21 protein-coding genes are annotated in these 23,167 nt (G+C 70.9%); 16 read left to right on the top strand and 5 right to left on the bottom strand.

Annotation, left to right across the window (positions count from 1 at the left end; genetic code table 11):
* Positions 1–5: 5 nt before the first annotated feature.
* Complete coding sequence (gene pdxY / locus GJR97_RS14875; RefSeq protein ID WP_324613555.1) at positions 6–857, bottom strand: pyridoxal kinase PdxY; 852 nt, start codon at positions 855–857, stop codon at positions 6–8.
* 7 nt (positions 858–864) lie between these two features.
* Positions 865–2,205 carry an aminotransferase class I/II-fold pyridoxal phosphate-dependent enzyme gene (locus GJR97_RS14870; RefSeq protein WP_229276311.1) on the bottom strand — a complete coding sequence of 447 codons (1,341 nt, stop codon included), beginning with the start codon at positions 2,203–2,205 and terminating at the stop codon, positions 865–867.
* A 122-nt stretch (positions 2,206–2,327) separates the two neighbouring features.
* Here GJR97_RS14870 and pdxS point away from each other — a divergent pair, with 122 nt between their 5' ends.
* The 10 genes from pdxS (at position 2,328) to GJR97_RS14820 (ending at position 12,619) form a co-directional block, all read left to right on the top strand.
* Positions 2,328–3,218, top strand: a complete 891-nt coding sequence (gene pdxS, locus GJR97_RS14865; RefSeq protein WP_154347553.1) for a pyridoxal 5'-phosphate synthase lyase subunit PdxS — start codon at positions 2,328–2,330, stop codon at positions 3,216–3,218.
* Positions 3,212–3,856, top strand: a complete 645-nt coding sequence (gene pdxT / locus GJR97_RS14860) for a pyridoxal 5'-phosphate synthase glutaminase subunit PdxT (protein ID WP_154347552.1) — start codon at positions 3,212–3,214, stop codon at positions 3,854–3,856. Before pdxS ends, pdxT begins: the two co-directional genes overlap by 7 nt.
* 109 nt (positions 3,857–3,965) lie before the next feature.
* On the top strand, positions 3,966–4,724 hold the full coding sequence (locus GJR97_RS14855) for a YebC/PmpR family DNA-binding transcriptional regulator (protein WP_154347551.1): 759 nt from the start codon (positions 3,966–3,968) through the stop codon (positions 4,722–4,724).
* A gap of 10 nt (positions 4,725–4,734) precedes the next feature.
* Entirely contained in the window at positions 4,735–5,367 is a 633-nt protein-coding gene (gene ruvC / locus GJR97_RS14850) for a crossover junction endodeoxyribonuclease RuvC (RefSeq protein ID WP_324613554.1), read from the top strand.
* Positions 5,364–5,984, top strand: coding sequence for a Holliday junction branch migration protein RuvA (gene ruvA, locus GJR97_RS14845; RefSeq protein ID WP_324613553.1), 621 nt, complete (start codon positions 5,364–5,366; stop codon positions 5,982–5,984). The genes ruvC and ruvA overlap by 4 nt, the downstream gene beginning before the upstream one ends.
* Positions 5,981–7,024: a Holliday junction branch migration DNA helicase RuvB gene (gene ruvB / locus GJR97_RS14840; RefSeq protein WP_154347550.1), complete on the top strand. Its 1,044-nt coding sequence runs from the start codon at positions 5,981–5,983 to the stop codon at positions 7,022–7,024. The genes ruvA and ruvB overlap by 4 nt, the downstream gene beginning before the upstream one ends.
* A 69-nt stretch (positions 7,025–7,093) precedes the next feature.
* On the top strand, positions 7,094–7,471 hold the full coding sequence (gene yajC, locus GJR97_RS14835; RefSeq protein ID WP_154347549.1) for a preprotein translocase subunit YajC: 378 nt from the start codon (positions 7,094–7,096) through the stop codon (positions 7,469–7,471).
* 62 nt (positions 7,472–7,533) lie between these two features.
* Positions 7,534–9,276: a protein translocase subunit SecD gene (gene secD, locus GJR97_RS14830; protein ID WP_324613552.1), complete on the top strand. Its 1,743-nt coding sequence runs from the start codon at positions 7,534–7,536 to the stop codon at positions 9,274–9,276.
* Positions 9,276–10,289, top strand: a complete 1,014-nt coding sequence (secF, locus tag GJR97_RS14825) for a protein translocase subunit SecF (protein ID WP_154347548.1) — start codon at positions 9,276–9,278, stop codon at positions 10,287–10,289. The genes secD and secF overlap by 1 nt, the downstream gene beginning before the upstream one ends.
* Before the next feature lie 74 nt (positions 10,290–10,363).
* Positions 10,364–12,619, top strand: coding sequence for a RelA/SpoT family protein (locus tag GJR97_RS14820; protein WP_154347547.1), 2,256 nt, complete (start codon positions 10,364–10,366; stop codon positions 12,617–12,619).
* Here the strand turns inward: GJR97_RS14820 and GJR97_RS14815 are convergent.
* The 3 genes from GJR97_RS14815 to GJR97_RS14805 form a co-directional block, all read right to left on the bottom strand.
* On the bottom strand, positions 12,598–13,173 hold the full coding sequence (locus GJR97_RS14815) for a hypothetical protein (RefSeq protein ID WP_154347546.1): 576 nt from the start codon (positions 13,171–13,173) through the stop codon (positions 12,598–12,600). The two genes, GJR97_RS14820 and GJR97_RS14815, sit on opposite strands and share 22 nt — an antisense overlap.
* 157 nt (positions 13,174–13,330) lie before the next feature.
* Positions 13,331–14,563 (bottom strand): DUF349 domain-containing protein, encoded by a 1,233-nt coding sequence (locus tag GJR97_RS14810; protein WP_324613551.1) that lies wholly within the window; start codon positions 14,561–14,563, stop codon positions 13,331–13,333.
* Between the two features lie 109 nt (positions 14,564–14,672).
* Positions 14,673–15,440 (bottom strand): peptidylprolyl isomerase, encoded by a 768-nt coding sequence (locus GJR97_RS14805; RefSeq protein ID WP_324613550.1) that lies wholly within the window; start codon positions 15,438–15,440, stop codon positions 14,673–14,675.
* 121 nt (positions 15,441–15,561) lie between these two features.
* On the opposite strand from GJR97_RS14805, the gene GJR97_RS14800 reads away from it, so the two are divergent.
* The 6 genes from GJR97_RS14800 (at position 15,562) to mltG (ending at position 23,161) form a co-directional block, all read left to right on the top strand.
* A complete protein-coding gene (locus GJR97_RS14800) occupies positions 15,562–16,968 on the top strand; it encodes a replication-associated recombination protein A (RefSeq protein ID WP_154347543.1) in 1,407 nt (468 codons plus the stop codon).
* Between the two features lie 184 nt (positions 16,969–17,152).
* Positions 17,153–17,776, top strand: a complete 624-nt coding sequence (gene rpsD / locus GJR97_RS14795) for a 30S ribosomal protein S4 (RefSeq protein WP_456057508.1) — start codon at positions 17,153–17,155, stop codon at positions 17,774–17,776.
* 137 nt (positions 17,777–17,913) lie between these two features.
* The gene (locus GJR97_RS14790; protein WP_154347541.1) at positions 17,914–18,102 is read left to right on the top strand and encodes a hypothetical protein; all 189 of its coding nucleotides are present in this window, start codon (positions 17,914–17,916) and stop codon (positions 18,100–18,102) included.
* A 70-nt stretch (positions 18,103–18,172) separates the two neighbouring features.
* Positions 18,173–20,830 (top strand): alanine--tRNA ligase, encoded by a 2,658-nt coding sequence (gene alaS, locus GJR97_RS14785; RefSeq protein ID WP_154347540.1) that lies wholly within the window; start codon positions 18,173–18,175, stop codon positions 20,828–20,830.
* 2 nt (positions 20,831–20,832) lie between these two features.
* Positions 20,833–21,303, top strand: a complete 471-nt coding sequence (gene ruvX / locus GJR97_RS14780; protein ID WP_324613549.1) for a Holliday junction resolvase RuvX — start codon at positions 20,833–20,835, stop codon at positions 21,301–21,303.
* Positions 21,304–21,307: 4 nt separating this feature from the next.
* Complete coding sequence (gene mltG, locus GJR97_RS18845) at positions 21,308–23,161, top strand: endolytic transglycosylase MltG (RefSeq protein WP_154347539.1); 1,854 nt, start codon at positions 21,308–21,310, stop codon at positions 23,159–23,161.
* Positions 23,162–23,167: the final 6 nt, after the last annotated feature.

Genomic DNA, 23,167 nt, shown 5'->3' with positions numbered 1-23,167 from the left:
GTCGGTCAGCGGACCTGTCGGGCCTCGAACTGCATCCGCGGGTTCGCGTACGAATCCTGGGACTCGATGAGTCGCAGTTCGCGCTCTCCGGACTCGTGCGTGTTCGCCAGCAGGTCGAAGACGCTCGACGCCGTGCGGGCGAGCGCATCGGCCGCGTCGCCGGTGCGGCGGTAGTGGGCGGAGAACAGCGCCGCCGTGACATCGCCCGAGCCATTTGCCTTCATGGGCAGCAGCGGCGTCTGCACGATCCATGCGCCGTCGTCGTCGACCGCGAGCATCTCGATCGTGCCGTCCTCGCGGTCGGGTCGCTCGATGCTCGTGACGAGCACGGTCCGCGGTCCGGAGGCGCGTGCGAGCTCGACCGACTCGAGCGTCGTCTCCAGCGAGCCGGGCTCGGTGCCCGTGAGGTAGCCGAGTTCGAACTGGTTCGGCGTGATGAGGTCGGCGGCGGGCACGACGCGATCGCGCAGCAGGACGGGGATGGCCGGCGCCACGAAGCATCCGCTCTTCGCATTGCCCATGACCGGATCGCACGAGTAGATCGCGTCGGGGTTCGCGGACTTGATGCGCGCGACCGCGTCGAGGATGACGTCGGCGATGCCCTCGGAGCCCTGGTAGCCGGAGAGGATGACGTCGATCTGCGGGAACGCCCCCCGGTCCTCGATGCCCGCGATCACCTCGCGGACGTCGTCGGGGCTGATCAGGGGGCCGCGCCACGCGCCGTAGCCCGTGTGGTTGGAGAAGTTGACCGTGTAGACGGGCATCACCTCGACGCCGATGCGCTGGAGCGGGAAGACGGCCGCGGAGTTGCCGACGTGGCCGTACGCCACGGCGGACTGGATCGAGAGGACCTTCACCCGTCGATCATTCCATCCCCGCCGGAGCCGGACGTCCTCCGGCGGCGCGGACGGCCGCGGCGAGGTCGGTGGCGAGCCGCTCGGCGTCGGCGTCGGAGAGATCGTGGACGGTGAGTCGAAGGCGGTGCGTCGCCGGAGCATCCGCGAGCACGAACTCGTCGCCCGTCCGCACGAGCCAGCCGCGGCGCATCAGCTGCTCCGACACGTCACGAGCCGCAACCGGCAGGGCGACCCAGAGGTTGAGGCCGTCGCCCGCCGTCGTGGGCAGGCCGAGCTCGGTGAGGCGTCCGGCGAAGGCGTCGTTGCGTTCGGCGTAGTGCGCACCGGCCGCCGCGATGGCCGCATCGACGTCGGGGTCGGTCACGAGTGCGAGCGTCAGGCGCTGGAGGAGGTGGCTCACCCACGTGGTGCCCGGCGTGAGCCGCATCGCGAGCCGATCGGCGGTCTCGGGATCGGACGCGGTCACCGCGAGGCACATGTCGGGGCCGAGGAACTTCGACACCGACCGCACGAGCGCCCAGCGACGGTGCTCGGGCCCGATGAGCGAGCGGTACGGCCTTCGCGAGAGCATCGAGAAGTGGTCGTCCTCGATGACGAGCACGTACGGATGCTCGCGCAGGACGGCGCGCAATTCCTCGGCACGGCGCTCGGAGAGGCTCGCGCCCGTCGGGTTCTGCGCGCGGGGCGTGCATACGACCGCACGCACGCCCTGCTCGAGCGCCGCGCGAAGCCCCGACACGGTCATGCCCTCGTCGTCGACCGGGACGGGCACGGGGCGGTAGCCGCCGACCCGGACGGTGTGGATGCTCGTGAGGAAGCACGGATCCTCGAGCGCGACGGCGTCGTCGCGGACGAGCGCCTGGGCGAGGAGCCGCTCGACCGCGTCGGCCGCGCCGCTGGTGATGGTGAGTCGCACCTCCGACGGCGCGAGGTCGTCGCCGACCCAGGCGCGAGCCCAGTGCTCGAGGCCGGGGTCGACGACCGGCTCGCCGTAGAGCACGGGGCGGCCGGCCATGCCCGCGAGTGCGCGGGACGGGTCGGGGATGAGATCGGGGTCGGGATTGCCCGTCGCGACGTCGCGGAGCACGCTGTCGGCGGCGAACCCCTCCTGGGCGACGGCCGATCGATCGGCGACGCGCGTTCCGCCGCGGCCGCGGGTGACGACGACGCCCGCCGTGGTGAGCTGCCGGTAGGCCGCGACCGCCGTGTTGCGGTTGACGCCGAGATCGTCCGCGAGGTTGCGCACGGGCGGCAGCGCATCGCCGGGACGCAGCGCCCCGCGCTCGATCAGGGCGCGCACGCTCGCGGCGATGTCCGCGGCCGAGCTGCCGGTGATCTCGAGGGTCATGTCATGATCCATCACTGTTCGGGGAGGAGGACTCGGTCCATGCTATCTTTTGGCCTAGGTCAAGCCAACGCCTTGTCCGCCACGTTGCGCGAGCGCGCGCCATCCGTCGAAGGGAACCACCGATGAGCACGTCCGAGACCGGCTCGAGCCGCGTGAAGCGCGGCCTCGCCGAGATGCTGAAGGGCGGCGTCATCATGGACGTCGTCACGCCCGAGCAGGCGCGCATCGCCGAGGACGCCGGCGCCGTCGCCGTCATGGCCCTCGAGCGCGTTCCCGCCGACATCCGCGCGCAGGGCGGCGTCGCCCGCATGAGCGACCCCGACCTCATCGAGGCGATCATCGCCGAGGTCTCCATCCCGGTCATGGCGAAGGCGCGCATCGGCCACTTCGTCGAGGCGCAGGTCCTCCAGGCGCTCGACGTCGACTACATCGACGAGTCCGAGGTGCTCTCGCCCGCCGACTACGTCAACCACATCGACAAGTGGGGCTTCACCACTCCGTTCGTCTGCGGTGCGACGAACCTGGGCGAGGCGCTCCGCCGCATCAACGAGGGCGCGGCGATGATCCGCTCCAAGGGCGAGGCCGGCACGGGCGACGTCTCGGAGGCCACCAAGCACATCCGCAAGATCACCTCGGAGATCAACCAGCTGAAGTCGATGACGCGCGACGAGCTGTACGTCGCCGCGAAGGAGCTCCAGGCGCCGTACGAGCTCGTGCTCGAGGTCGCGCAGACCGGCAAGCTCCCCGTCGTGCTGTTCACCGCCGGCGGCGTCGCCACGCCGGCGGACGCCGCCATGATGATGCAGCTCGGCGCCGACGGCGTGTTCGTCGGCTCGGGCATCTTCAAGTCGGGCAACCCCGAGCAGCGCGCCGCGGCCATCGTCAAGGCCACCACCTTCTACGACGACCCGAAGGTCGTCGCCGAGGTGTCGCGCGGACTCGGCGAGGCCATGGTCGGCATCAATGTCGGCGACCTGCCCGCACCGCACCGGCTCGCCGAGCGCGGATGGTGAGTCTCCGCGACGAGTCCCTGGGGGCGACGGATGCCGCGGGGCCGACCGTCGGCGTCCTCGCCCTCCAGGGCGACTTCCGGGAGCACGCGCGGGTGCTCGGCGAACTCGGCGCGCGCGTCGTGCTCGTGCGGCGTCCCGAGGACGTCGAGGGCATCGACGGCCTGGTGATCCCCGGCGGCGAGTCGACCGTGATGGACAAGCTCTCGCGATCGTTCGGCGTCGCCGAGCCGCTCAAGCGGCGGATCGCCGAGGGGCTGCCTGTCTACGGCACGTGCGCAGGTCTCATCATGATCGCCGACACCCTGCTCGACACGATCGACGGGCAGCAGAACCTCGGCGGACTCGACGTGGTCGTGCGCCGGAACGCGTTCGGTTCGCAGAACCAGTCGTTCGAGACCGAGCTGGACGTGCCGGCTCTGGGCGACCGACCGGTGCACGCGGTGTTCATCCGCGGCCCGGTGGTCGAGTCGGTGGGGGAGCGGGCGACGCCGCTCGCGACGCTCGCCGACGGGCGGGTCGTGGCCGTCGAGCAGGGGAACCTCGTCGGGACGAGCTTCCACCCCGAGATCGAGGGCGACCACCGGTTCCACGAGTACTTCCTCGGCAAGGTGCGCGCGGCGGTCGGCGCTGCAGCATAGCGGCCCCGAGGCATCCGTCGGCTCGTGCGCCCGCCCCGCGCGCGCGCCGGGCCGGGGGGACGCACTGGCCTAGAATGTCGGGGTACTGAACCACCGTGACGGGAGAGGCATGTCCGGGCATTCCAAGTGGGCGACGACCAAGCACAAGAAGGCGGTCATCGACGCACGCCGCGCCAAGTCGTTCGCCAAGCTCATCAAGAACATCGAGGTGGCCGCCAAGCTCGGCGGAGCCGACCTCGCCGGCAATCCGACCCTGTACGACGCCGTGCAGAAGGCCAAGAAGACGTCGGTCCCGAACGACAACATCGACCGGGCCATCAAGCGCGGCGCCGGCATCGGCGGCGAGGCGGTCGAGTACCAGAACATCACCTACGAGGCGTACGGCCCGAACGGCGTCGCCCTCATGATCGAGGTGCTCACCGACAACAAGAACCGAGCCGCCGCCGAGGTGCGCACGGGGCTCAGCCGCAACGGCGGCACGCTGGCCGACCCGGGCTCGGTCGCCTACAACTTCACGCGCAAGGGCGTCATCGTCGTCACCGGCGAGGGCACGACCGAGGACGACGTCATGATGGCGGCGCTCGAGGCCGGCGCCGAGGAGATCGAGCCGCACGCGCAGGGCTTCGAGGTCATCACCGACCCGTCCGCAATGGTCGACACCCGCAAGGCGCTGCAGGACGCCGGCCTCGACTACGAGTCGGCCGACATCGAGTTCGTGCCGAACCTCAAGGTCGAGATCGATGCCGACACCGCACGCAAGGTGTTCCGCCTCATCGACGCGCTCGAGGACAGCGACGACGTGCAGAACGTCTACAGCAACTTCGACCTGAGCGCCGAGGTGCAGGCCGAGCTCGAGGCCGAGGACTAGGCCGATCGCCGTGCGCGTGCTCGGCATCGACCCCGGACTCACGCGCTGCGGCGTGGGCGTGGTCGACGTCGAGCCGAACCGCACGGCGAAGCTCGTCGACGTCGTCGTGCTCCGGTCGCCCGCCGACCTCGACACGCCGCGACGCCTGGCGCGCATCGCCGACGGCCTCGAGGCGATCCTCGAGGAGCATCGCCCGCAGGCCGTCGCGCTCGAGCGCGTGTTCGCGCGGTCCGACGTCTCGACGATCATGGGCACGGCCCAGATCTCGGGCGTCGCGATGCTCATCGCCGCCCGGCGCGTGCTGCCGGTGGCGCTGCACACGCCGAGCGAGGTGAAGGCCGCGATCACCGGCTACGGCCGTGCCGACAAGGCGCAGGTCGGCGCGATGGTCGCCCGGATCCTCGGGCTCGAGTCGGTGCCGAAGCCGGCGGATGCCGCGGACGCGCTCGCGCTCGCGATCTGCCACGCCTGGCGGACCGGGGGAGCGGCGGGTGCCGCGATCTCCGACGCCAGGTCGGGTGCCGGCGCGGCGCGCAGCGGACGCGACGGCTCCGGTGCCGCGCTCACGCCGGCGCAGCAGGCGTGGCTCGCCGCGGAGCGCGCCGCGGCCGTGTCGGGGGCAGCCCGTAGGGTGAAGGAGTGATCTCCTCCCTCCGCGGCCGCGTGCTCCAGGCCTCCGGCAGTTCACTCGTCGTCGAGGTGTCCGGGGTCGGCTATCTCGTGAACGCGACCCCCGCGTTCGTGCTCGCCGGCCGGGTCGGCGACGAGGTGCTCGTGCACACCTCGCTCGTCGTCCGCGAGGACTCGCTGACGTTGTTCGGCTTCGCCACGCGAGACGAGCTCGAGGTCTTCGAGCTCCTGATCGGGGTCACCGGCGTCGGTCCGAAGTCCGCCCTCGGCGTCCTGTCCGCGATGGCGCCAACCGACGTGGCGCGGGCCGTCCAGGAGGACGACGACGCCGCGTTCCGCAGGGTCAGCGGCATCGGCCCGAAGACCGCGAAGCTGATCACGGTCTCCCTGGCCGGCAAGCTCGTCGCGCCGGCCCCCTCCGCCGTCGGTGCACCGGTCGCGACCGGGGGCGTGGCAGACGACGTGCTCGCGGCGCTCACCGGTCTGGGGTGGTCCGAGAAGCTCGCCGGCGAGGCGCTCGCAGAGACGCTCGAGGCCGCCGACGACGCCGCCGCGACGTCCGTGCCCGTGCTGCTGCGGCTGACGCTCGCCCGGCTCGGTCCGGCGCAGCAGGGGGCGCGCGCGCGATGACCGATGACGACCTCGACCTGACCGATCCCGAACTCGCCTCCGAGGCCGAGCTCGCGTTCGAGGGTGCGCTGCGGCCGAAGAGCCTCGAGGAGTTCGTCGGTCAGGCACGCGTGCGCGGGCAGCTGCAGCTGCTGCTCTCGGCCGCCGCGATCCAGCAGCGGACCCCCGACCACATCCTGCTCGCAGGACCGCCCGGACTCGGGAAGACCACGCTCGCCATGATCGTCGCGTACGAGGGTGGCCGACCGCTGCGCATGTCCAGCGGTCCCGCGATCCAGCACGCCGGCGACCTCGCCGCCATCCTGTCGTCGCTGGTGCCCGGCGAGGTGCTCTTCATCGACGAGATCCACCGGATGGCGCGGTCCGCCGAGGAGATGCTCTACCTCGCGATGGAGGACTTCCGCATCGACATCATGGTCGGCAAGGGCGCCGGGGCGACCTCGGTGCCGCTCGACCTCGCCCCGTTCACGCTGGTCGGTGCGACCACGCGCGCAGGCCTCCTGCCGAATCCGTTGCGCGACCGGTTCGGCTTCACAGCCCACCTCGAGTTCTACGACGAGGCCGAGCTCGAGCAGGTCCTCGGCCGTGCGGCCGTGATGCTCGGGCTCGACGTCGATCGGGAGGCGGTCGCCGAGATCGCCGGGCGCTGCCGCGGCACGCCGCGCATCGCGAACCGCCTGCTCCGCCGCGTGCGCGACTACGCGCTCGTCCACGGCGGGAGGGCCGACGTCGACGCGGTGCGCGCCGCACTCGAACTGTACGACGTCGACCCGCTCGGGCTCGATCGACTCGATCGCGCCGTGATGATGACGATCCTCACGAGGTTCGGCGGCGGCCCCGTGGGCCTCAACACGCTCGCCGTATCGGTGGGCGAAGAGGCCGAGACCATCGAGGCGGTGGTCGAGCCGTTCCTCGTGCGCATCGGCCTCATCACGCGGACCCCGCGCGGGCGGATGGCGACGCCCGGCGCCTGGCGCCACTTCGGACTCGTGCGCGAGGCCGAGGGCGCCGGGGTCGCGCTGCCGATCGATGACCTATAATCCTTTGAGGCTCCGGCCACCCCGCCCCTGATCGTGCGCATCGTGCGCACACCGGAAGGTTCCCACCCCATGGTCCTTGATCCGCTGACTCTCATCATGCTCGCCGTCCTGGCGGTCCTGATCTTCTTCATGTTCCGCAACTCGCGCAAGCGTCAGGCCGAGGCACGTGAACTGCAGTCGAAGGTCGCGCCGGGCGCGAAGGTGATGACGAACTTCGGGGTGTTCGGCACGATCCTCTCGATCGACGAAGAGGAGAACCGGGTCGAGCTCGAGTCCTCGCCGGGCACCGTCCTGACGGTCCACCGCCAGACGATCGCGCGTGTGGTCGAGCCGGTCGACGCGCCCGCCGAGGCTGCGGCCGCGATCGACGGTGAGCCCGAGTTCGGCGAGCGCGTCGACGAGTCGCCGAACGACGAGACGCCCGACACCAAGAAGTCGGACGACTGAGGCCCACCCCATAGCTCTGCCCGCGCGATGCTGCGCGGGCTCCCTGCAGAGAAGGCACAACTGTGGCTGCACCATCCAAGCGGTCCTCGCGACCGACGCCCGTCCGCAAGGCCGTGCGATCACTGACCTGGCTCGGCGTCATCATCGTCGCGCTGTTCGGCATCAACGCGGCCGGTGTCATCTGGGGCGGTGGTTCCTGGACGCCGAAGCTCGCGCTCGACCTCGAGGGCGGCACGCAGATCATCCTCGCGCCGCAGCTCGCCGACGGTGAGTCCGTCTCGCAGGAGCAGCTCGACCAGGCGGTCTCGATCATCCGGCAGCGCGTCGACGCCTCCGGCGTCTCGGAGGCCGACATCACGACGCAGGGCGGCCAGAACGTCGTCGTCGCGATCCCCGGCGAGCTCGACGAGCAGACGCGCAACCGGATCGAGTCGTCGGCGAAGCTCGAGCTCCGGCCGGTGCTGCTCGCGGACGCCGCGGCCAACCAGTCGATCGACCCGAGCGAGAGCCCCGAGCCGACCGACGGTGCGGAGGAGGAGCTCTCGACGACGCCGAGCGTCGAGCCCACCGATGCGAGCGACCCGAACTGGGTGACGCCCGCCCTGCAGGACGAGTTCGACACGTTCGACTGCGCGACGATCGACGAGAGCGGTGCGAATGTCGCGCCCTCCGACGAGCCGCTCGTCACGTGCGACTCGACGCGTACCATCAAGTACCTGCTCGGTCCGGTCGAGGTCAGCGGCGAGGACATCGTCGACGCGACGAACGGCATGGTGCAGACGCAGACCGGCGCGACCACGGGTCAGTGGGCCGTCAACATCGTCTTCAACGACCGCGGCACCGCGGCGTTCTCCGAGGTCAGCCAGCGGCTCTTCGCGCTCAACGGCCAGACCCCGCGCGACCAGTTCGCGTTCGTGCTCGACGGCGCGGTGCTCTCCGCCCCCCAGATGAACGGCGTCATCACCGACGGCCGTCCCCAGGTCACGGGCAACTTCACGCAGGAGTCGTCCAAGGCCCTCGCCGACCAGCTGAAGTTCGGCGCCCTTCCGATCAGCTTCGAGGTGCAGTCCTCCGACACGATCTCCGCGACCCTCGGGACCTCGCAGCTCCAGTCGGGGCTCATCGCGGGCATCATCGGCCTCATCCTCGTCGTGATCTACACGCTGTTCCAGTACCGTGCGCTCGGAACCGTGACCATCGCCTCGCTGATCATCGCGGGGGTGATCACGTACCTGATGATCACGATCCTCGGTTGGTACCAGGGCTATCGCCTGTCGCTGGCCGGCATCGCCGGTCTGATCGTGGCGATCGGCTTCACCGCCGACTCGTTCATCGTGTACTTCGAGCGCGTCCGAGACGAGTTGCGCGACGGGCGACCGCTCGTCGGCGCCGTCGAGGCGGGCTGGAAGCGCGCGCTGCGCACCGTCCTGTCGTCGAAGTCGATGAACCTGCTCGCGGCAGTCGTGCTGTACATCCTCGCCGTCGGCAGCGTGCGCGGCTTCGCGTTCACGCTCGGTCTCACCACGATCATCGACGTCATCGTCGTGATCCTGTTCACGCACCCGATGCTGCAGCTCCTGGCGCAGACCCGCTTCTTCTCCAGCGGGCACTCCTGGTCGGGCCTCGACCCCCAGGCGCTCGGTGCGGTCTACCGCGGCCGCGCGGAGTTCCGCAAGCCGGTCGCCGTTCCGGCGAAGAAGGCGGCATCCAGTTCGCGTGAGGCGCAGAAGCGCCAGACCATCGCCGAACGCAAGGCGGCGCAGGCCGACGCCACCGTCGGCGCCGGCGAGAGCAAGGAGTCCTGATGGCCAACCGACTCACCACGTTCGGCAACGACCTCTACACGGGCAAGCGTTCGTTCAACTTCGTCGGCGGGCGCAAGAAGTGGTACACGATCGCCGCCGTGCTGATCATCCTCTCCGTGCTGGTGCCCGTCGTGCGCGGCTTCAACTTCGGCATCGAGTTCCGCGGCGGTTCGCAGTTCCAGATCGCCGGCGTCGCGAACGCGACCGAGCAGCCCGCGATCGATGCGGTCGCCGAGGTCGTGCCGGGTGCGGTCGCCCGCGTGACCATCGTGGGCGAGGACGGCGTGCGCGTGCAGACCGACCAGCTCGAGCAGGCGGAGTCCCGTGAGCTCACCACGGTCCTCGCGGATGCCTACGGCGTGCCCGAATCCGAGGTGACCTCCTCGTTCATCGGCGCGAGCTGGGGTGCGGACATCACGCGCCAGGCGCTGCTCGGCCTCCTGGCCTTCCTGCTGCTCGCTGCCGTCATCATGGCGTTGTACTTCCGCACCTGGAAGATGTCGCTGGCGGCGATCCTGTCGCTGCTCGGCGACCTGATCGTCACCGCGGGCCTCTATGCGGCGGTCGGCTTCGAGGTGACACCCGCAGCGGTGATCGGAATCCTGACCATCCTCAGCTACTCGCTCTACGACACCGTCGTGGTCTTCGACAAGATCCGCGAGAACACCTCGGAGGACGGCCAGGAATCCCGTCGCACGTTCGCCGAGTCCGTCAACCTCGCCGTGAACCAGACGCTGGTCCGCTCGATCAACACGAGCGTGGTCGCGGCGCTGCCTGTCGCGGCCATCCTGTTCATCGGTGCGGGCGTGCTCGGCGCCGACACGCTGCGCGACATCTCGCTCGCGCTGCTCATCGGCATCCTCGTCGGCACCTGGTCCACCGTCTTCATCGCCGCGCCGCTCTACTCGCAGCTGCGCGAGGGGGAGTCGGCGATCAAGCGCCACGACCAGAAGGTCCTCAAGGAGCGCGAGCGCGCCGGAGGGTCTTCGGCCGAGGCCCTGCCGGTCGCCTGAGGCGTCCTCCGGACCTCGATGGCGCGCGACCGTTACGGAAGCGGTGATAATTGAGGTCTGGAGGTGCGGGGCTCATGACCGATACCGGTGTCAACTCGACGGCGTCACTGCGTCGACTCGTGCCACGGATCTTCTCCAAGGCGCTTCCCGCTGGGGCGGTCGACAGCGTGATGCGGACGGTGCGCATGCACCATCCGAAGGCCGATCTCTCGGTCATCGAACGGGCGTACACGGTAGCCGAGCGCGCGCACGAAGGCCAGAAGCGACGCAGCGGTGAACCGTACATCACGCACCCGATCGCGGTCGCCCAGATCCTCGCCGATCTCGGCATCGGATCCAAGGCCGTGGCAGCCGCCCTCCTCCACGACACCGTCGAGGACACCGCGTACACGCTCGACCAGCTGCGCGCCGACTTCGGTGACGAGATCGCGATGCTCGTCGACGGCGTCACGAAGCTCGACAAGGTCAAGTACGGCGATTCGACCCAGGCGGAGACCGTCCGCAAGATGATCGTCGCGATGTCCAAGGACATCCGCGTGCTGATCATCAAGCTCGCCGACCGCCTGCACAACGCGCGCACGTGGGGCTTCGTCCCGGCGGCCTCGGCGTCGCGCAAGGCCACCGAGACCCTCGAGATCTACGCGCCGCTCGCGCACCGCCTCGGAATCCAGACCATCAAGTGGGAACTCGAGGACCTCTCGTTCGCGGTGCTCTACCCGAAGCTCTACGCCGAGATCGAGAGCCTGGTCAAGCAGCGGACGCCCCAGCGCGAGGAGTACGTCCAGTCGGTGATCGACCTCGTCTCGGACGACCTCAAGGCGGCTCGCATCCGCGGCAAGGTCGTCGGACGGCCGAAGCAGTACTACTCCATCTACCAGAAGATGATCGTCCGCGGCCGGGACTTCGACGACATCTACGACCTCGTCGGCATCCGCATCCTGGTGAACTCGGTGCGCGACTGCTATGCCGTCCTGGGATCCATCCACGCGCGATGGACGCCGGTCCCCGGCCGTTTCAAGGATTACATCGCGACGCCGAAGTTCAACCTGTACCAGTCGCTGCACACGACCGTGATCGGACCGAAGGGCCGTCCGGTCGAGATCCAGATCCGCACGCACGACATGCACCAGCGCGCCGAGTACGGCGTGGCGGCGCACTGGAAGTACAAGGAGCGGATGGCCGCCGGCCACGTCGACGGCGGAGGGACCCGCGGAGATGCCGACATGGCTTGGCTCGCGCACATCTCGGATTGGCAGGCGGAGACGGCCGATCCCGGCGAGTTCCTCGACTCGCTGCGGTTCGAGATCGGCGCGAAGGAGGTCTACGTCTTCACGCCGAAGGGCCGCGTCATCGGGCTGCCGGCCGGCGCGACCCCGGTCGACTTCGCGTACGCCGTGCACACCGAGGTCGGCCACCGCACGATGGGCGCGAAGGTCAACGGCCGTCTCGTGCCGCTCGAGAGCGAGCTGGTGAGCGGCGACGTCGTCGAGGTGTTCACGTCGAAGAACCCAGACTCGGGTCCGAGCAAGGACTGGCTGATCTTCGTCAAGAGCCCACGCGCGCGGAGCAAGATCCGCCAGTGGTTCACCAAGGAGCGACGCGACGAGGCGATCGAGCACGGCCGCGACGCGATCGCCCGGGCGATGCGCAAGCAGAACCTCCCGCTCCAGAAGCTCATGAGCCAGGATTCGTTCGCCGAGGTGGCGGCCCAGCTGCGCTACGACGACGTGTCGGCGCTGTACGCCGCCGTCGGCGAGGGGCACGTGTCGACGCAGTCCGTCATCGAGAAGGTCATCGCCCTGGTCCGCGATGTCGACGATGCCGACGAGCCCGAGCTGCCCGCCATCCCGGTCCGCTCGCGACCGCTGCCGAGGACCAGCGATTCCGGCGTGCTCGTGCGCGGCGCCCCCGACATCCTCGTCAAGATCGCGCGGTGCTGCACACCGGTGCCCGGTGACGACATCGTCGGCTTCATCACGCGAGGTTCCGGGGTCTCGGTGCACCAGGCGTCGTGCCACAACGTGCAGTCGCTGCTCCGCGAGCCCGAGCGGATGATCGATGTCGAGTGGGCGCCGAGCTCCAAGAGCGTGTTCCTTGTGCAGATCCAGATCGAGGCGCTCGATCGTGCCGGGCTCCTGTCGGACGTCACGCGGGTCCTCAGCGAGCACCATGTGAACATACTGTCCGCGAACGTCTCGACGTCGTCGGACCGGTTGGCCATCAGTCGGTTCGTCTTCGAGATGGGCGACACCACGCACCTCGACCGCGTCCTGAACGCCGTTCGCCGCATCGACGCCGTCTACGACGTCTATCGGGTGAGCGACGGCTGAACGGTCGCGGCGATCTCGGCCGCCGTGAGGCGTTCGAGCGCTGCTGCCTTGTGGGGCAGTCGATGGGCGAGTTCCAGGCGTGATCGGACGCGTCCGCCCATCGACCGGTCGGCGCTGAGCAGCGCGGCCACGATCCTGAGCACGTCGTGGGCGGGCTCCGCATCGCGCACGAGGTCGTAGACCGTCCGATCCGGCGTGGTGCACCGGACGCCGCCGATCGCGACGATGTCGGCGGGCGCGATCGCGACCTCGCGCAGGAGCATCCCGGGTGGCAACGACCGCGTCGACACGCGTGACGAGAGCGGGACGCAGCACTCGGCGACCCGCGGGGGAGACACAAGCGCGCCGTGCACCCAGGCGGCGGACCGGCGCTCGACGACGAACTGCGACGGCAGACCGGGCGCGACCGCCGCGGCACGGAGGCCGGGCAGGTCGGGCTCGTCGACCGGGCACCACCCGTCGCCGATGCGCATCACCTCGCCGTCGAGCCGCGCGGCGCAGAGTTCGGCCAGGGGCAGGTCGTCGAGGTCGAGGACCGAGGGAAGCCGCGCCATGCGACCTATGTTCCGCCATTCGCCGGCGCATCGGGTCGTCTCCGGCCCGGGCTGTGGATCATCGCCGGTGATCGGTCGGACGTGCAGGGGACGTCGCCGAACGCACTCGACCCGCCGCCGCGAGCGCGGCGACGGGTCGAGTGCGGTGAGCGGACCGTCAGCCGCCGACGGCCTTGAGCCAGGCCCGGCGGGCGTCGAGCGCCTCGCGTGCGGCGGCGATGGCCTTCGCGTCGCCGGCGGCCTCGGCCTCGGCGAGCTCGGCCTCGAGCTTCGCGATCGCGTCGTGCAGCTGGCCGAGCATGCCCTCGGAGCGCGCCTTCTTCTCGGGGTCCTCGCGTTCCCAGCGCTCGTCCTCGAGTGCGCGGACGTGGTTCTCCACCTTGCGGAGGCGGTCCTCGACGGTGCGCACCTGGTCGCGCGGAACGCGGCCGATGTCGTCCCATCGGCGCTGGATGCCGTTCAGCGTCGAACGGGCCGCACGCGCGTCCTTCGAGGCGAGCAGTGCGTCGGCCTCGTCGAGCAGCGCGAGCTTCTCGGTGAGGTTGGCGCGGTACTCCTCGTCGTCCTTGGCGTCGATCTCGGCCTTGGCCTGGAAGAGCACGTCTCCCGCGGCCTTGAACTTCGCCCAGAGCGCGTCGTCGACCTTCTTGCCCGCGCGGCCCGCCTGCTTCCACTCGTCGAGGAGCGAGCGGTACTCGACGACGCCGTCGGCGCCGCGCGGCGCGAGGGCCTCGGCGCGCTCGATGAGCCGCTGCTTGCGCTGGCGCACCTCGCGGTGCGAGGCGTCGAGCTCGGCGAAGAACGCCTTGCGATGCTGTTCGATCGTCGAGCGTGCGGCGCGGAATCGCTTCCAGAGCTCGTTCGCCTCGCCCTTGGGCAGCCGCGGGCCGTCCTGCTGGTGCTGCTGCCAGCGGGCGAAGAGGGCGTCGAGTTCGGCGGAGGTCTGCTTCCACTGGGTCTTCGCGGGGTCCTGCGCGGCGAGCGCCTCGGCCTCCTCGACGATGCGGGTGCGCTCTGCGATCGCGTCGGCGAGCGCGGCCTTGGCCTCGGCCTGCTGCTGCGCCGTGAGCTCCTGCGTCGTGCCGGAGAGGGCCTCGAGCCGGCGCGTGAGCGCGTCGAGGTCGCCGACGGCGTGGGCGTCGGCGACGCTCGCCCGGAGCGTGTCGACGGCCTTGGCGACATCCGCTGCCGGTGCACCGCGGCGCACGCGCTGCTCGAGCAGCCCGACCGCGCCCGCCAGGTCGGCGTACTTGCGCTCGAAGTACGCCAGCGCCTCTTCCGGAGTCGCATCGGGGTACTGCCCGACCTCGCGCTCGCCCTCGCTGGTCCGCACGAAGACGGTGCCCGTCTCGTCGACGCGGCCCCACGGTTGCTGTGCTGAATCGGTCACGAACTCACCCTGTCGTCGTGCGGATGCCGCGTGCGCGGCGGATGACGGCATCAAGCCTATTGCACCCTCGGGAACGGCGTCGGCCGCATCCGAGCGCGGACGTGGGCGCTCATTCGACGATGAACGACGTGATGCTCACCGGGCGCACGGGTGCGCCGTCGGCGGCATCGTCGGCGACGCCCTGGTCGGTGATGTCGGCGCGCAACGCGTCGAGCCCGTCGGTCACGCGGCCGATCACGGTGTAGCCGCCCGCGGCGTCGGAGGGGATCGTCGAGTCCTCGTAGACGATGAAGAACTGGCTGCCCTGGCTCTCGGCGACGCCGCCCTGACGGGCCATCGCGATGGTGCCCGCCGGATAGACGTCATCGGCGGGCGCGTTCTCGACCGGGCCGTAGCTGTACCCGGGTCCGCCCGAGCCGTCGCCGTTCGGATCGCCGCACTGGAGCACGAAGATGCCGTCGGTCGTGAGGCGGTGGCAGGTGAGCCCGTCGTAGAACCCCGAGTCGACGAGGGTGACCGTGCTCGCGACGGCCTGCGGCGCCGCGGCGCCGTCGAGCTCGATCGAGAGCGAGGTGTCGTTGAGCGTCAGCGCCCCGACCCAGGTCCGGTCCTCGGCGAGGTCGGGGGAGGGGACCTCGGTGGCCTCGGCGCTGGGCGTCGGCGAGGGCGTCGGTTCGGCTGCGGGCGCGCCGGGGCCGCCCGAGAAGTAGAAGAGCTGCGCACCCGTCGCGAGCGCGAGCACCACGACGAGCCCCACGCCCGCGAGCACGTTGTCTCGCGTGCGGCGCCGAACGGACCGGCGGTGCACCTCCTGGCGGGCCTGGTACGTGCGGAGGCGCGAGCGTTCCTCGCGCGCCTGACGGTCGTTCGTTGCCACGCTGCTCCTTCGGGGGAAATCCTGCGGAGGAGAGCCTACGCAACCGCGGCGCGCCCGGGCGAATCCAGCACGGCCGCCCACGGGTCGGGCCCTGTCGGTCGCCGCGATTACGCTGGTCCGCATGGTGGATTCGGCCCAGGGGTTGCGTGCGGGGGCGACCCCGCTCGCGGTGCGGATGCGGCCGCGGAGCCTCGATGAGGTGGCAGGTCAGCGGCACCTCCTGACGCCGGGTTCGCCGCTCGTGGCGCTCGCGGCCGACCGCACGGGCGAGTCGGGTGCGGTGTCGGTGATCCTCTGGGGTCCGCCAGGCACCGGCAAGACCACGCTCGCGCAGGCGATCGCCCGATCGTCGGGTCGCAAGTTCGTCGAGCTCTCGGCGGTCACCGCCGGCGTGCGCGACGTGCGCCAGGTGATGGAGGCGGCCCGCGCGGACCGCGACCTGTACGGCGTCTCGACGGTGCTGTTCCTCGACGAGATCCATCGCTTCACGAAGGCGCAGCAGGACGCACTGCTGCCCGGCGTCGAGAACGGATGGGTCATCCTCGTGGCGGCGACGACCGAGAACCCGTCGTTCTCGGTGATCTCGCCGCTGCTGTCGCGTTCGCTCCTGCTCACCCTCGAGACGCTCGACGACGACGACCTGGCATTGCTCGTCGACCGTGCGGTCGTCGATCCGCGCGGTCTCGGCGGGAGGGTCGAGCTCGCACCGGAGGCGCGCGCGGCGATCGTGCGCCTCGCCTCGGGCGACGCGCGACGCGCCCTGACCGCCCTCGAGGCGGCCTCCACGTCCGCGATCAGCGAGGCCTCGACGGATGCCTCCGGCGATACCGGCGAGGTCGACGATGAAGGGGCCGACGGCAGCGGGGTCGAGGCCGACGGGTCGCCGCTGCCGGTGATCACGCCCGAGGTGGTCGCGCGGGCGGTCGACCGTGCGCTCCTCAGGTACGACCGCGACGGCGACGAGCACTACGACGTGATCAGCGCGTTCATCAAGTCGGTGCGCGGCAGCGACGTCGATGCCGCGCTGCACTACCTCGCGCGGATGATCGAGGCCGGGGAGGACCCTCGGTTCATCGCCCGTCGCATCATCGTCCTCGCGTCCGAGGACATCGGCATGGCCGACCCGACCGCGCTCGGCGTCGCGGTCGCCGCGGCCGACGCGGTGCAGTACATCGGCATGCCCGAGGGCCGCATCCCGCTCGCCCAGGCCGTCGTGCACCTGGCGACCGCACCGAAGTCGAACGCGGCGTACCTCGGGATCGACGCGGCGCTGGCCGACGTCCGCGCAGGCCGCGCCGGCCGCGTGCCCAAGCACCTGCGCGATGCGCACTACCCCGGCGCGAAGCGGCTCGGGCACGGCAAGGGCTACGCGTACCCCCACGACGACCCGATCGGCGTCGTGCCGCAGCAGTACCTGCCCGACCCGCTCCGCGGTGCCGTCTACTACAGCCCGACCGAGCACGGGAACGAGCGCGAGGTGTCCTCGCGGCTCGCCAAGCTGCGCCGGATCGTCCGCGGTGAGCGTTGACCCGCCGCTCGTGGTAGGATCGTCGCTGGCCTGAAGCCAGATTCTCGCGTGCGGCTGCGCGGTCTCCACGGCGAAGGGATGCGACCTGTAGCCGGTCGCCCCGTGGCGAACCCCTCTGAACATCGTCTTTCCGGCGCTCGGTGCGCCCGGAACACACCGTTTGAGAATCCTCCGAAAGGACATCGTGACCAACCAGTCCCGAAGCAAGACCCGCCTCTCCCGTGCGCTCGGCGTCGCCCTCACCCCGAAGGCCGCCAAGTACATGGAGAAGCGCCCGTACGCTCCCGGTGAGCACGGCCGCACCAAGCGCAAGCAGGACTCCGACTACGCCGTTCGCCTCCGCGAGAAGCAGCGCCTGCGCGCCCAGTACGGCATCCGCGAGAAGCAGCTCCGCATCGCGTTCAACGAGGCCCGCCGCACCGACGGCATGACCGGTGAGAACCTGGTCGAGCTGCTCGAGATGCGCCTCGACGCGCTCGTGCTCCGCGCCGGCTTCGCCCGCACCATCTCGCAGGCCCGCCAGTTCGTCGTGCACCGTCACATCACCGTCGACGGCAAGATCGTCGACCGCCCGTCGTTCCGCGTGAAGCCGGGCCAGGTCGTGGGCGTCAAGCAGCGCTCCGAGGGCACCGAGCCCTTCCAGGTCGCCGCGGCCGGCGGCCACGTCGACGTGCTCCCCAAGACCCCGGGCTACCTCGAGGTCGAGCTCGACAAGCTGCAGGCCACGCTCGTGCGTCGCCCGAAGCGCGCCGAGGTGCCCGTCACGTGTGACGTCCAGCTCGTCGTCGAGTACTACGCCGCCCGCTAGTCGGCGGTTCGCCCGAACGGGGTCGCGGTTCGCCGCGGCCCCGTTCGTCGTCTCCCCGCGGCGTCCGTCGCACGCCCTAGACTGAGGAGACGCGTGCGCACCGCGCGGCGCGAGCACGACCCATCGAGGAGTGAGACGTGAAGAGCATCCTGTGGTTCACCGTCGGCGTCGCGGTCGGCTTCGCCGTCGCGCACCAGGTCAACCGCACGGCCCAGGGCCGTGAGTTCTTCTCGGGGATCGACGCCAAGGCGCGTGCGTTCGGACGCGCGGTGGCCGAGGGCTACCACGCTCGCGAGGCCGAGCTCCGGGCGGCCGAGGACCACTAGTCGCGGCGCGCGACGCATCCCGCGCCACGCGCGGGACGTTCCACCATCCCCACGAAACCAGAACGGAACCATGCAGACTGCCGAGATCCGCCAGCGCTGGCTTGACTTCTTCGCCGCGCGCGGCCACACGGTCGTGCCGTCGGCCTCGCTCGTGTCCGACGACCCGTCGCTGCTCTTCACGGTCGCCGGCATGGTGCCCTTCGTGCCGTACCTCACCGGCGTCGTGCCCGCGCCCTACCCCCGCGCGACGAGCGTGCAGAAGTGCATCCGCACGAACGACATCGAGGAGGTCGGCAAGACGCCTCGACACGGCACGTTCTTCCAGATGAACGGCAACTTCTCGTTCGGCGACTACTTCAAGGAGGGGGCGATCACCGCGGCGTGGGAGCTCCTGACCAGCTCCGAGGCCGAGGGCGGCTACGGCTTCGACCCGAAGGACCTCTGGGTCACGGTCTACGAGGAGGACGACGAGGCGCGCGAGATCTGGAAGCGCGTCGCCGGCCTGCCCGACGAGCGGATCCAGGGCCTCGGCAAGGACACGAACTACTGGCACACGGGCCAGCCCGGTCCGGCCGGCCCCTGCTCGGAGATCTTCTTCGATCGCGGGCCCGAGTACGGCATCGACGGCGGTCCGGCCACCGACGACGACCGGTACGTCGAGATCTGGAACCTCGTGTTCATGCAGTACCTGATCGCCGACGTGAAGTCGAAGGTCGACTTCACGATCGTGAAGGAACTGCCCAAGAAGAACATCGACACCGGCATGGGCCTCGAGCGCGTCGCGTTCATCAAGCAGGGCGTCGACAACATGTACGAGATCGACCAGGTCCGGCCGGTGCTCGACGCTGCGGCGCGCCTCTCCGGTCGCCGATACGGGGCCGACCACGAGGACGACGTGCGCATGCGCGTCATCGCCGACCACATCCGTTCGTCGCTCATGCTCATGAGCGACGGCGTGACGCCCTCCAACGAGGGTCGGGGATACATCCTCCGACGCCTGCTCCGCCGCAGCATCCGTGCGATGCGCCTGCTCGGCGTCGAGGGACCGACGTTCCGCGAGCTGTTCGCCGCGTCGCGCGACGCGATGAAGGCGGCGTACCCCGAGGTCGCGACGAGCTATACGCAGATCGAGCAGCTCGCGCTCGGCGAGGAGGCGACCTTCCTCCGCACGCTCACGGCGGGTACGGCGATCCTCGACGGCGCGGTCGCGAAGACGAAGGCGGACGGCGCGGACCGCCTCGCCGGCGACACCGCGTTCCTGCTGCACGACACGTACGGCTTCCCGATCGAGCTCACGCTCGAGATGGCGGAGGAGGCAGGCCTCGCCGTCGATCGACCGACGTTCGACACGCTCATGGCCGACCAGCGCTCGCGTGCGAAGGCCGATGCGAAGTCCAAGAAGAAGGTCCTCGCCGACCTCTCGGTCTACAGCGACTTCCGGGCCAAGGGCGAGACCGTCTTCACGGGCTACACCGACCTCGTGACCGACTCCAGCGTCCTCGGCATCCTCGTCGACGGCCGACCGGTCGCCGCGGCGACCGCCGGCCAGACCGCCGAGGTGATCCTCGCGGAGACCTCGCTCTACGCCGAATCCGGCGGCCAGGCCCCCGACCAGGGCCGCATCGTCGGCGACGGCTTCGAGCTCCGGGTGCTCGACGTGCAGAAGCCGGTCAAGGGACTCATCAGCCACACCGTGACCGTGACGACCGGAGAGGTCGGCGTCGGGGTCCCGGCGACGAGCATCGTCGACGAGGACTACCGACGCGGTGCGACGCAGGCCCACTCCGGCACGCACCTCGTGCACGCGGCGCTCCGTCAGGTGCTCGGGCCGACCGCGCACCAGTCCGGCTCGTTCAACAGGGCGGGCTACCTGCGTCTCGACTACGGCTGGAACCAGGCGCTGTCGTCGGAGACGCGCAGCGAGATCGAGGAGGTCGCGAACGGTGCCGTGCGCGAGAACCTCGAGGTCGTCACCCGCGAGATGCCGATCGACGAGGCCAAGGCGCTCGGCGCCATGGCGCTGTTCGGCGAGAAGTACGGCGACGTCGTGCGCGTCGTCGACATCGGCGGTCCGTGGTCCCGCGAGCTCTGCGCGGGCACGCACGTCGCGCGCAGCGCCGAGGTGGGGATGATCAACATCGTCGGCGAGTCCTCGGTCGGTGCATCGAACCGCCGCGTCGAGTCGCTCGTCGGGAAGGACGCGTTCCAGCGCTTCGCCGCCGAGCGCGCCCTGGTGCAGGAGCTCACCGGAACGCTGAAGACGCGCCCGGAGCTGCTCGTCGACCGCGTCGGCGAGCTCGTCGCCAGCCTCAAGGCGGCCGAGAAGAAGATCCAGGCCTACGAGTCGAAGGCGCTGAACGATCGCGTCCCCGACCTCGCCGCGAAGGCGGAGCGCGTGGGCGACCTGCTGCTCGTCACCGAGTCGGTCGGGAAGCTCGGCTCGGGCGACGAGCTCCGCTCGCTCGCCACTGCCGTGCGCGGCAGGCTCGGCGACGCGGCATCCGTCGTCGCACTCGTCGGCGAGGTCGGCGGCAAGCCGCTCGCGATCGCGGCGACGTCGCCGGCCGCCCGCGACGCCGGTGCGAACGCCGGGACGATCGCGAAGGCGATGGCCGCTGCGCTCGGCGGCGGCGGTGGCGGCAAGCCCGACCTCGCGCAGGGCGGCGGCACCGACCTCGGCTCGATCCCGGCCGCGCTCGGCGCGGCGCGGACCGCATCCGGAGCCTGATCGTGAGATCGGGCGCGCGACTCGGCATCGACGTCGGCCGAGCGCGGATCGGCGTCGCGCGGTGCGATCCGTCGGCGATCCTGGCCGTGCCCGTCGAGACGGTCGCGCGGAGCGCGGAGGACGACGGAACGGACCTCCGTCGCATCCTGGAGCTCGCGTCCGAGTTCGACGTCCTGGAGCTGGTGGTCGGTCATCCGCTGTCCATGTCGGGTCGGCCCACCGCGTCGACGGACGACGCCGTCGGGTTCGCCGAGCGGCTTGCGGCGGCCGGGGCGGCGGTGCGCCTGGTCGACGAGCGGATGTCGACGGTGAGCGCGCAGCAGGCGCTCCGCTCGGCCGGAAAGTCGTCGAGGAAGCAGCGTCCGATCATCGACCAAGCTGCAGCCGTTATCATTCTGCAACATGCCATCGATGCCGAACGGGCATCGGGTACCGCCCCCGGACGCACGATCTCCGTCGAGGAAGGCCCCTGACCTCGTGACCCAGCTCCCCCCAGAGCGCCGAAGCGGCTCCGCGCCGGTGCCGCCGCCATCCGACCCGTACGGGGGCGATCGCGTCGCCGGAACCGGCTCGACGCCCGCGGCCGACGGGCGCGGCGACGCGCTCGGGAGCGCGGGAGCGCAGCCTCCGGCCCCGAGGACCCGCCGGGAACTGCGGGAGATGGAGCAGCGGCAGGCGGCGGAGGCGGCACGGCGCGCCGGCGCAGCGGATGCCGAGCGCGCGGCGGCCGCGGAGGCGGCGGAGCGCGCGGCCGCCGTGGAGGCCCAGCGTGCCGCAGCAGCGGAGGCGCAGCGTGCGGCGGAGGCGCAGCGCGCGGCGGAGGCGCAGTGGCGTGCCGCTCAGGAGGCGCAGGAGGTCAGGCGGCCGCACGCGCCACCGCCCCAGTCCGCGCGCATCGCGGCGAGCGGACCGACGGGACTCCCCGGTCAGCACCCCGGCCGGCAGCCGGTGCCGGGCCCGCCCGAGGAGCCCTGGTACGACGAGGGCATCCCGGAATACGACGACCGCATCCCGGAGTACGACGCGTACGAGGACACTCGCTACGCCACCGACGACACGCTCGCCGCGGCATCCACGGGGCCGGTGCGCGGACGCGCCGGCGGGGCGCCCGAGGAGTGGCCGCCGTCCGGCGGGCGAGGCATCGTCACGGACGCCGACCCGCACGACCAGGATCCGTTCGCCGACTGGAGCGACGAGGCCGGGCGCCCGTCGCGCGCCGACCGCCGCGCCGCGGCGGCCTGGGAGTTCGAGGAGCACGAGCGCGAGCCGAATCGCCGTCGACGCGGCGCGTGGGGCTGCCTCATCGCGCTCATCGTGCTGGGCGCGCTCGTCGCGGGCGCTGCGTTCTTCCTCCAGGGGCCGATCACGTCGCTGATGGAGCGCTTCCAGCCCCCGGAGGACTACTCGGGCGCGGGCACCGGCGAGGTCGTCTTCATGATCAACGAGGGCGACGGCGGCGAGACGATCGCCGCGAACCTCGAGGAGCAGGACGTCGTCGCCTCCTCCGAGGCGTTCATCGACGAGGTCACGAGCCGTTCCGAGCAGCCGATCTTCTACCCCGGCGCCTATCGGATGGCGAACCAGATGAGCGCCGAGGACGCACTTGACGCGCTGCTCGATCCGGAGAACAAGCTCGAGAACACGTTCGTGATCCAGGAGGGCCTGTGGGCGCGTGACGCGCTCGCGAACGCCGCAGCCGCGACCGGGATCCCGATCGAGGAGCTCGAGGCGGCGGCATCCGACCCGCAGGCGCTCGGCCTGCCCGCCGAGGCCACGAGCATCGAGGGCTTCCTCTTCCCCGCGACGTACACGTTCGGACCCGACGTCACCGCCGACGAGGTGGTGAAGACGCTCGTCGACCGGTCCTTCCAGTCCCTCGACGAGGCCGGCGTGGCGCCCGAGGACCGGTGGGAGACGGTGATCATCGCCTCGCTCATCGAGCGGGAGGCGGGCTCGGAGGCCGATGCGTACAAGGTCTCGCGCGTCATCCGGAACCGCCTCGACGCGAACCAGTTCCCGACGCAGCTGCTCCAGTTCGACTCCACCGTGCACTACGGCACCGGCGACGACACGCTCGTCACGACCACCGACGCGGAGCGCGCCGACGCATCGAACCCGTACAACACCTACGTGCATCCGGGGCTGCCGCCGGGGCCCATCGGCAACCCGGGCGACATCGCGATCGACGCCGCGCAGCACCCGGCCGACGGGCCGTGGCTGTACTTCGTCACCGTGAACCTCGAGACCGGCGAGACGGTCTTCTCGGCGACCTTCGAGGAGCACGAGGCGGCGGTCGAGCAGTTCCTGCGGTACCTCGACGAGAACGGATAGCGAGTG

The organism is Agromyces kandeliae (genome assembly GCF_009674665.1).
In the GTDB taxonomy this organism is placed as follows: Bacteria; Actinomycetota; Actinomycetes; order Actinomycetales; family Microbacteriaceae; genus Agromyces; species Agromyces kandeliae.
Note: the sequence above shows the minus strand (reverse complement) of the source record. Positions and strands in the feature narration are given on the sequence as shown.

Coding starts and splice junctions, on each gene's coding strand:
- yajC (WP_154347549.1), top strand. CDS start 7,094: ATGGTCCTTGATCCGCTGACTCTCATCATGCTCGCCGTCCTGGCGGTC.
- GJR97_RS14820 (WP_154347547.1), top strand. CDS start 10,364: ATGACCGATACCGGTGTCAACTCGACGGCGTCACTGCGTCGACTCGTG.
- secF (WP_154347548.1), top strand. CDS start 9,276: ATGGCCAACCGACTCACCACGTTCGGCAACGACCTCTACACGGGCAAG.
- pdxT (WP_154347552.1), top strand. CDS start 3,212: ATGGTGAGTCTCCGCGACGAGTCCCTGGGGGCGACGGATGCCGCGGGG.
- GJR97_RS14870 (WP_229276311.1), bottom strand. CDS start 2,205: ATGACCCTCGAGATCACCGGCAGCTCGGCCGCGGACATCGCCGCGAGC.
- ruvB (WP_154347550.1), top strand. CDS start 5,981: ATGACCGATGACGACCTCGACCTGACCGATCCCGAACTCGCCTCCGAG.
- pdxS (WP_154347553.1), top strand. CDS start 2,328: ATGAGCACGTCCGAGACCGGCTCGAGCCGCGTGAAGCGCGGCCTCGCC.
- alaS (WP_154347540.1), top strand. CDS start 18,173: ATGCAGACTGCCGAGATCCGCCAGCGCTGGCTTGACTTCTTCGCCGCG.
- GJR97_RS14855 (WP_154347551.1), top strand. CDS start 3,966: ATGTCCGGGCATTCCAAGTGGGCGACGACCAAGCACAAGAAGGCGGTC.
- GJR97_RS14800 (WP_154347543.1), top strand. CDS start 15,562: ATGGTGGATTCGGCCCAGGGGTTGCGTGCGGGGGCGACCCCGCTCGCG.
- GJR97_RS14815 (WP_154347546.1), bottom strand. CDS start 13,173: ATGGCGCGGCTTCCCTCGGTCCTCGACCTCGACGACCTGCCCCTGGCC.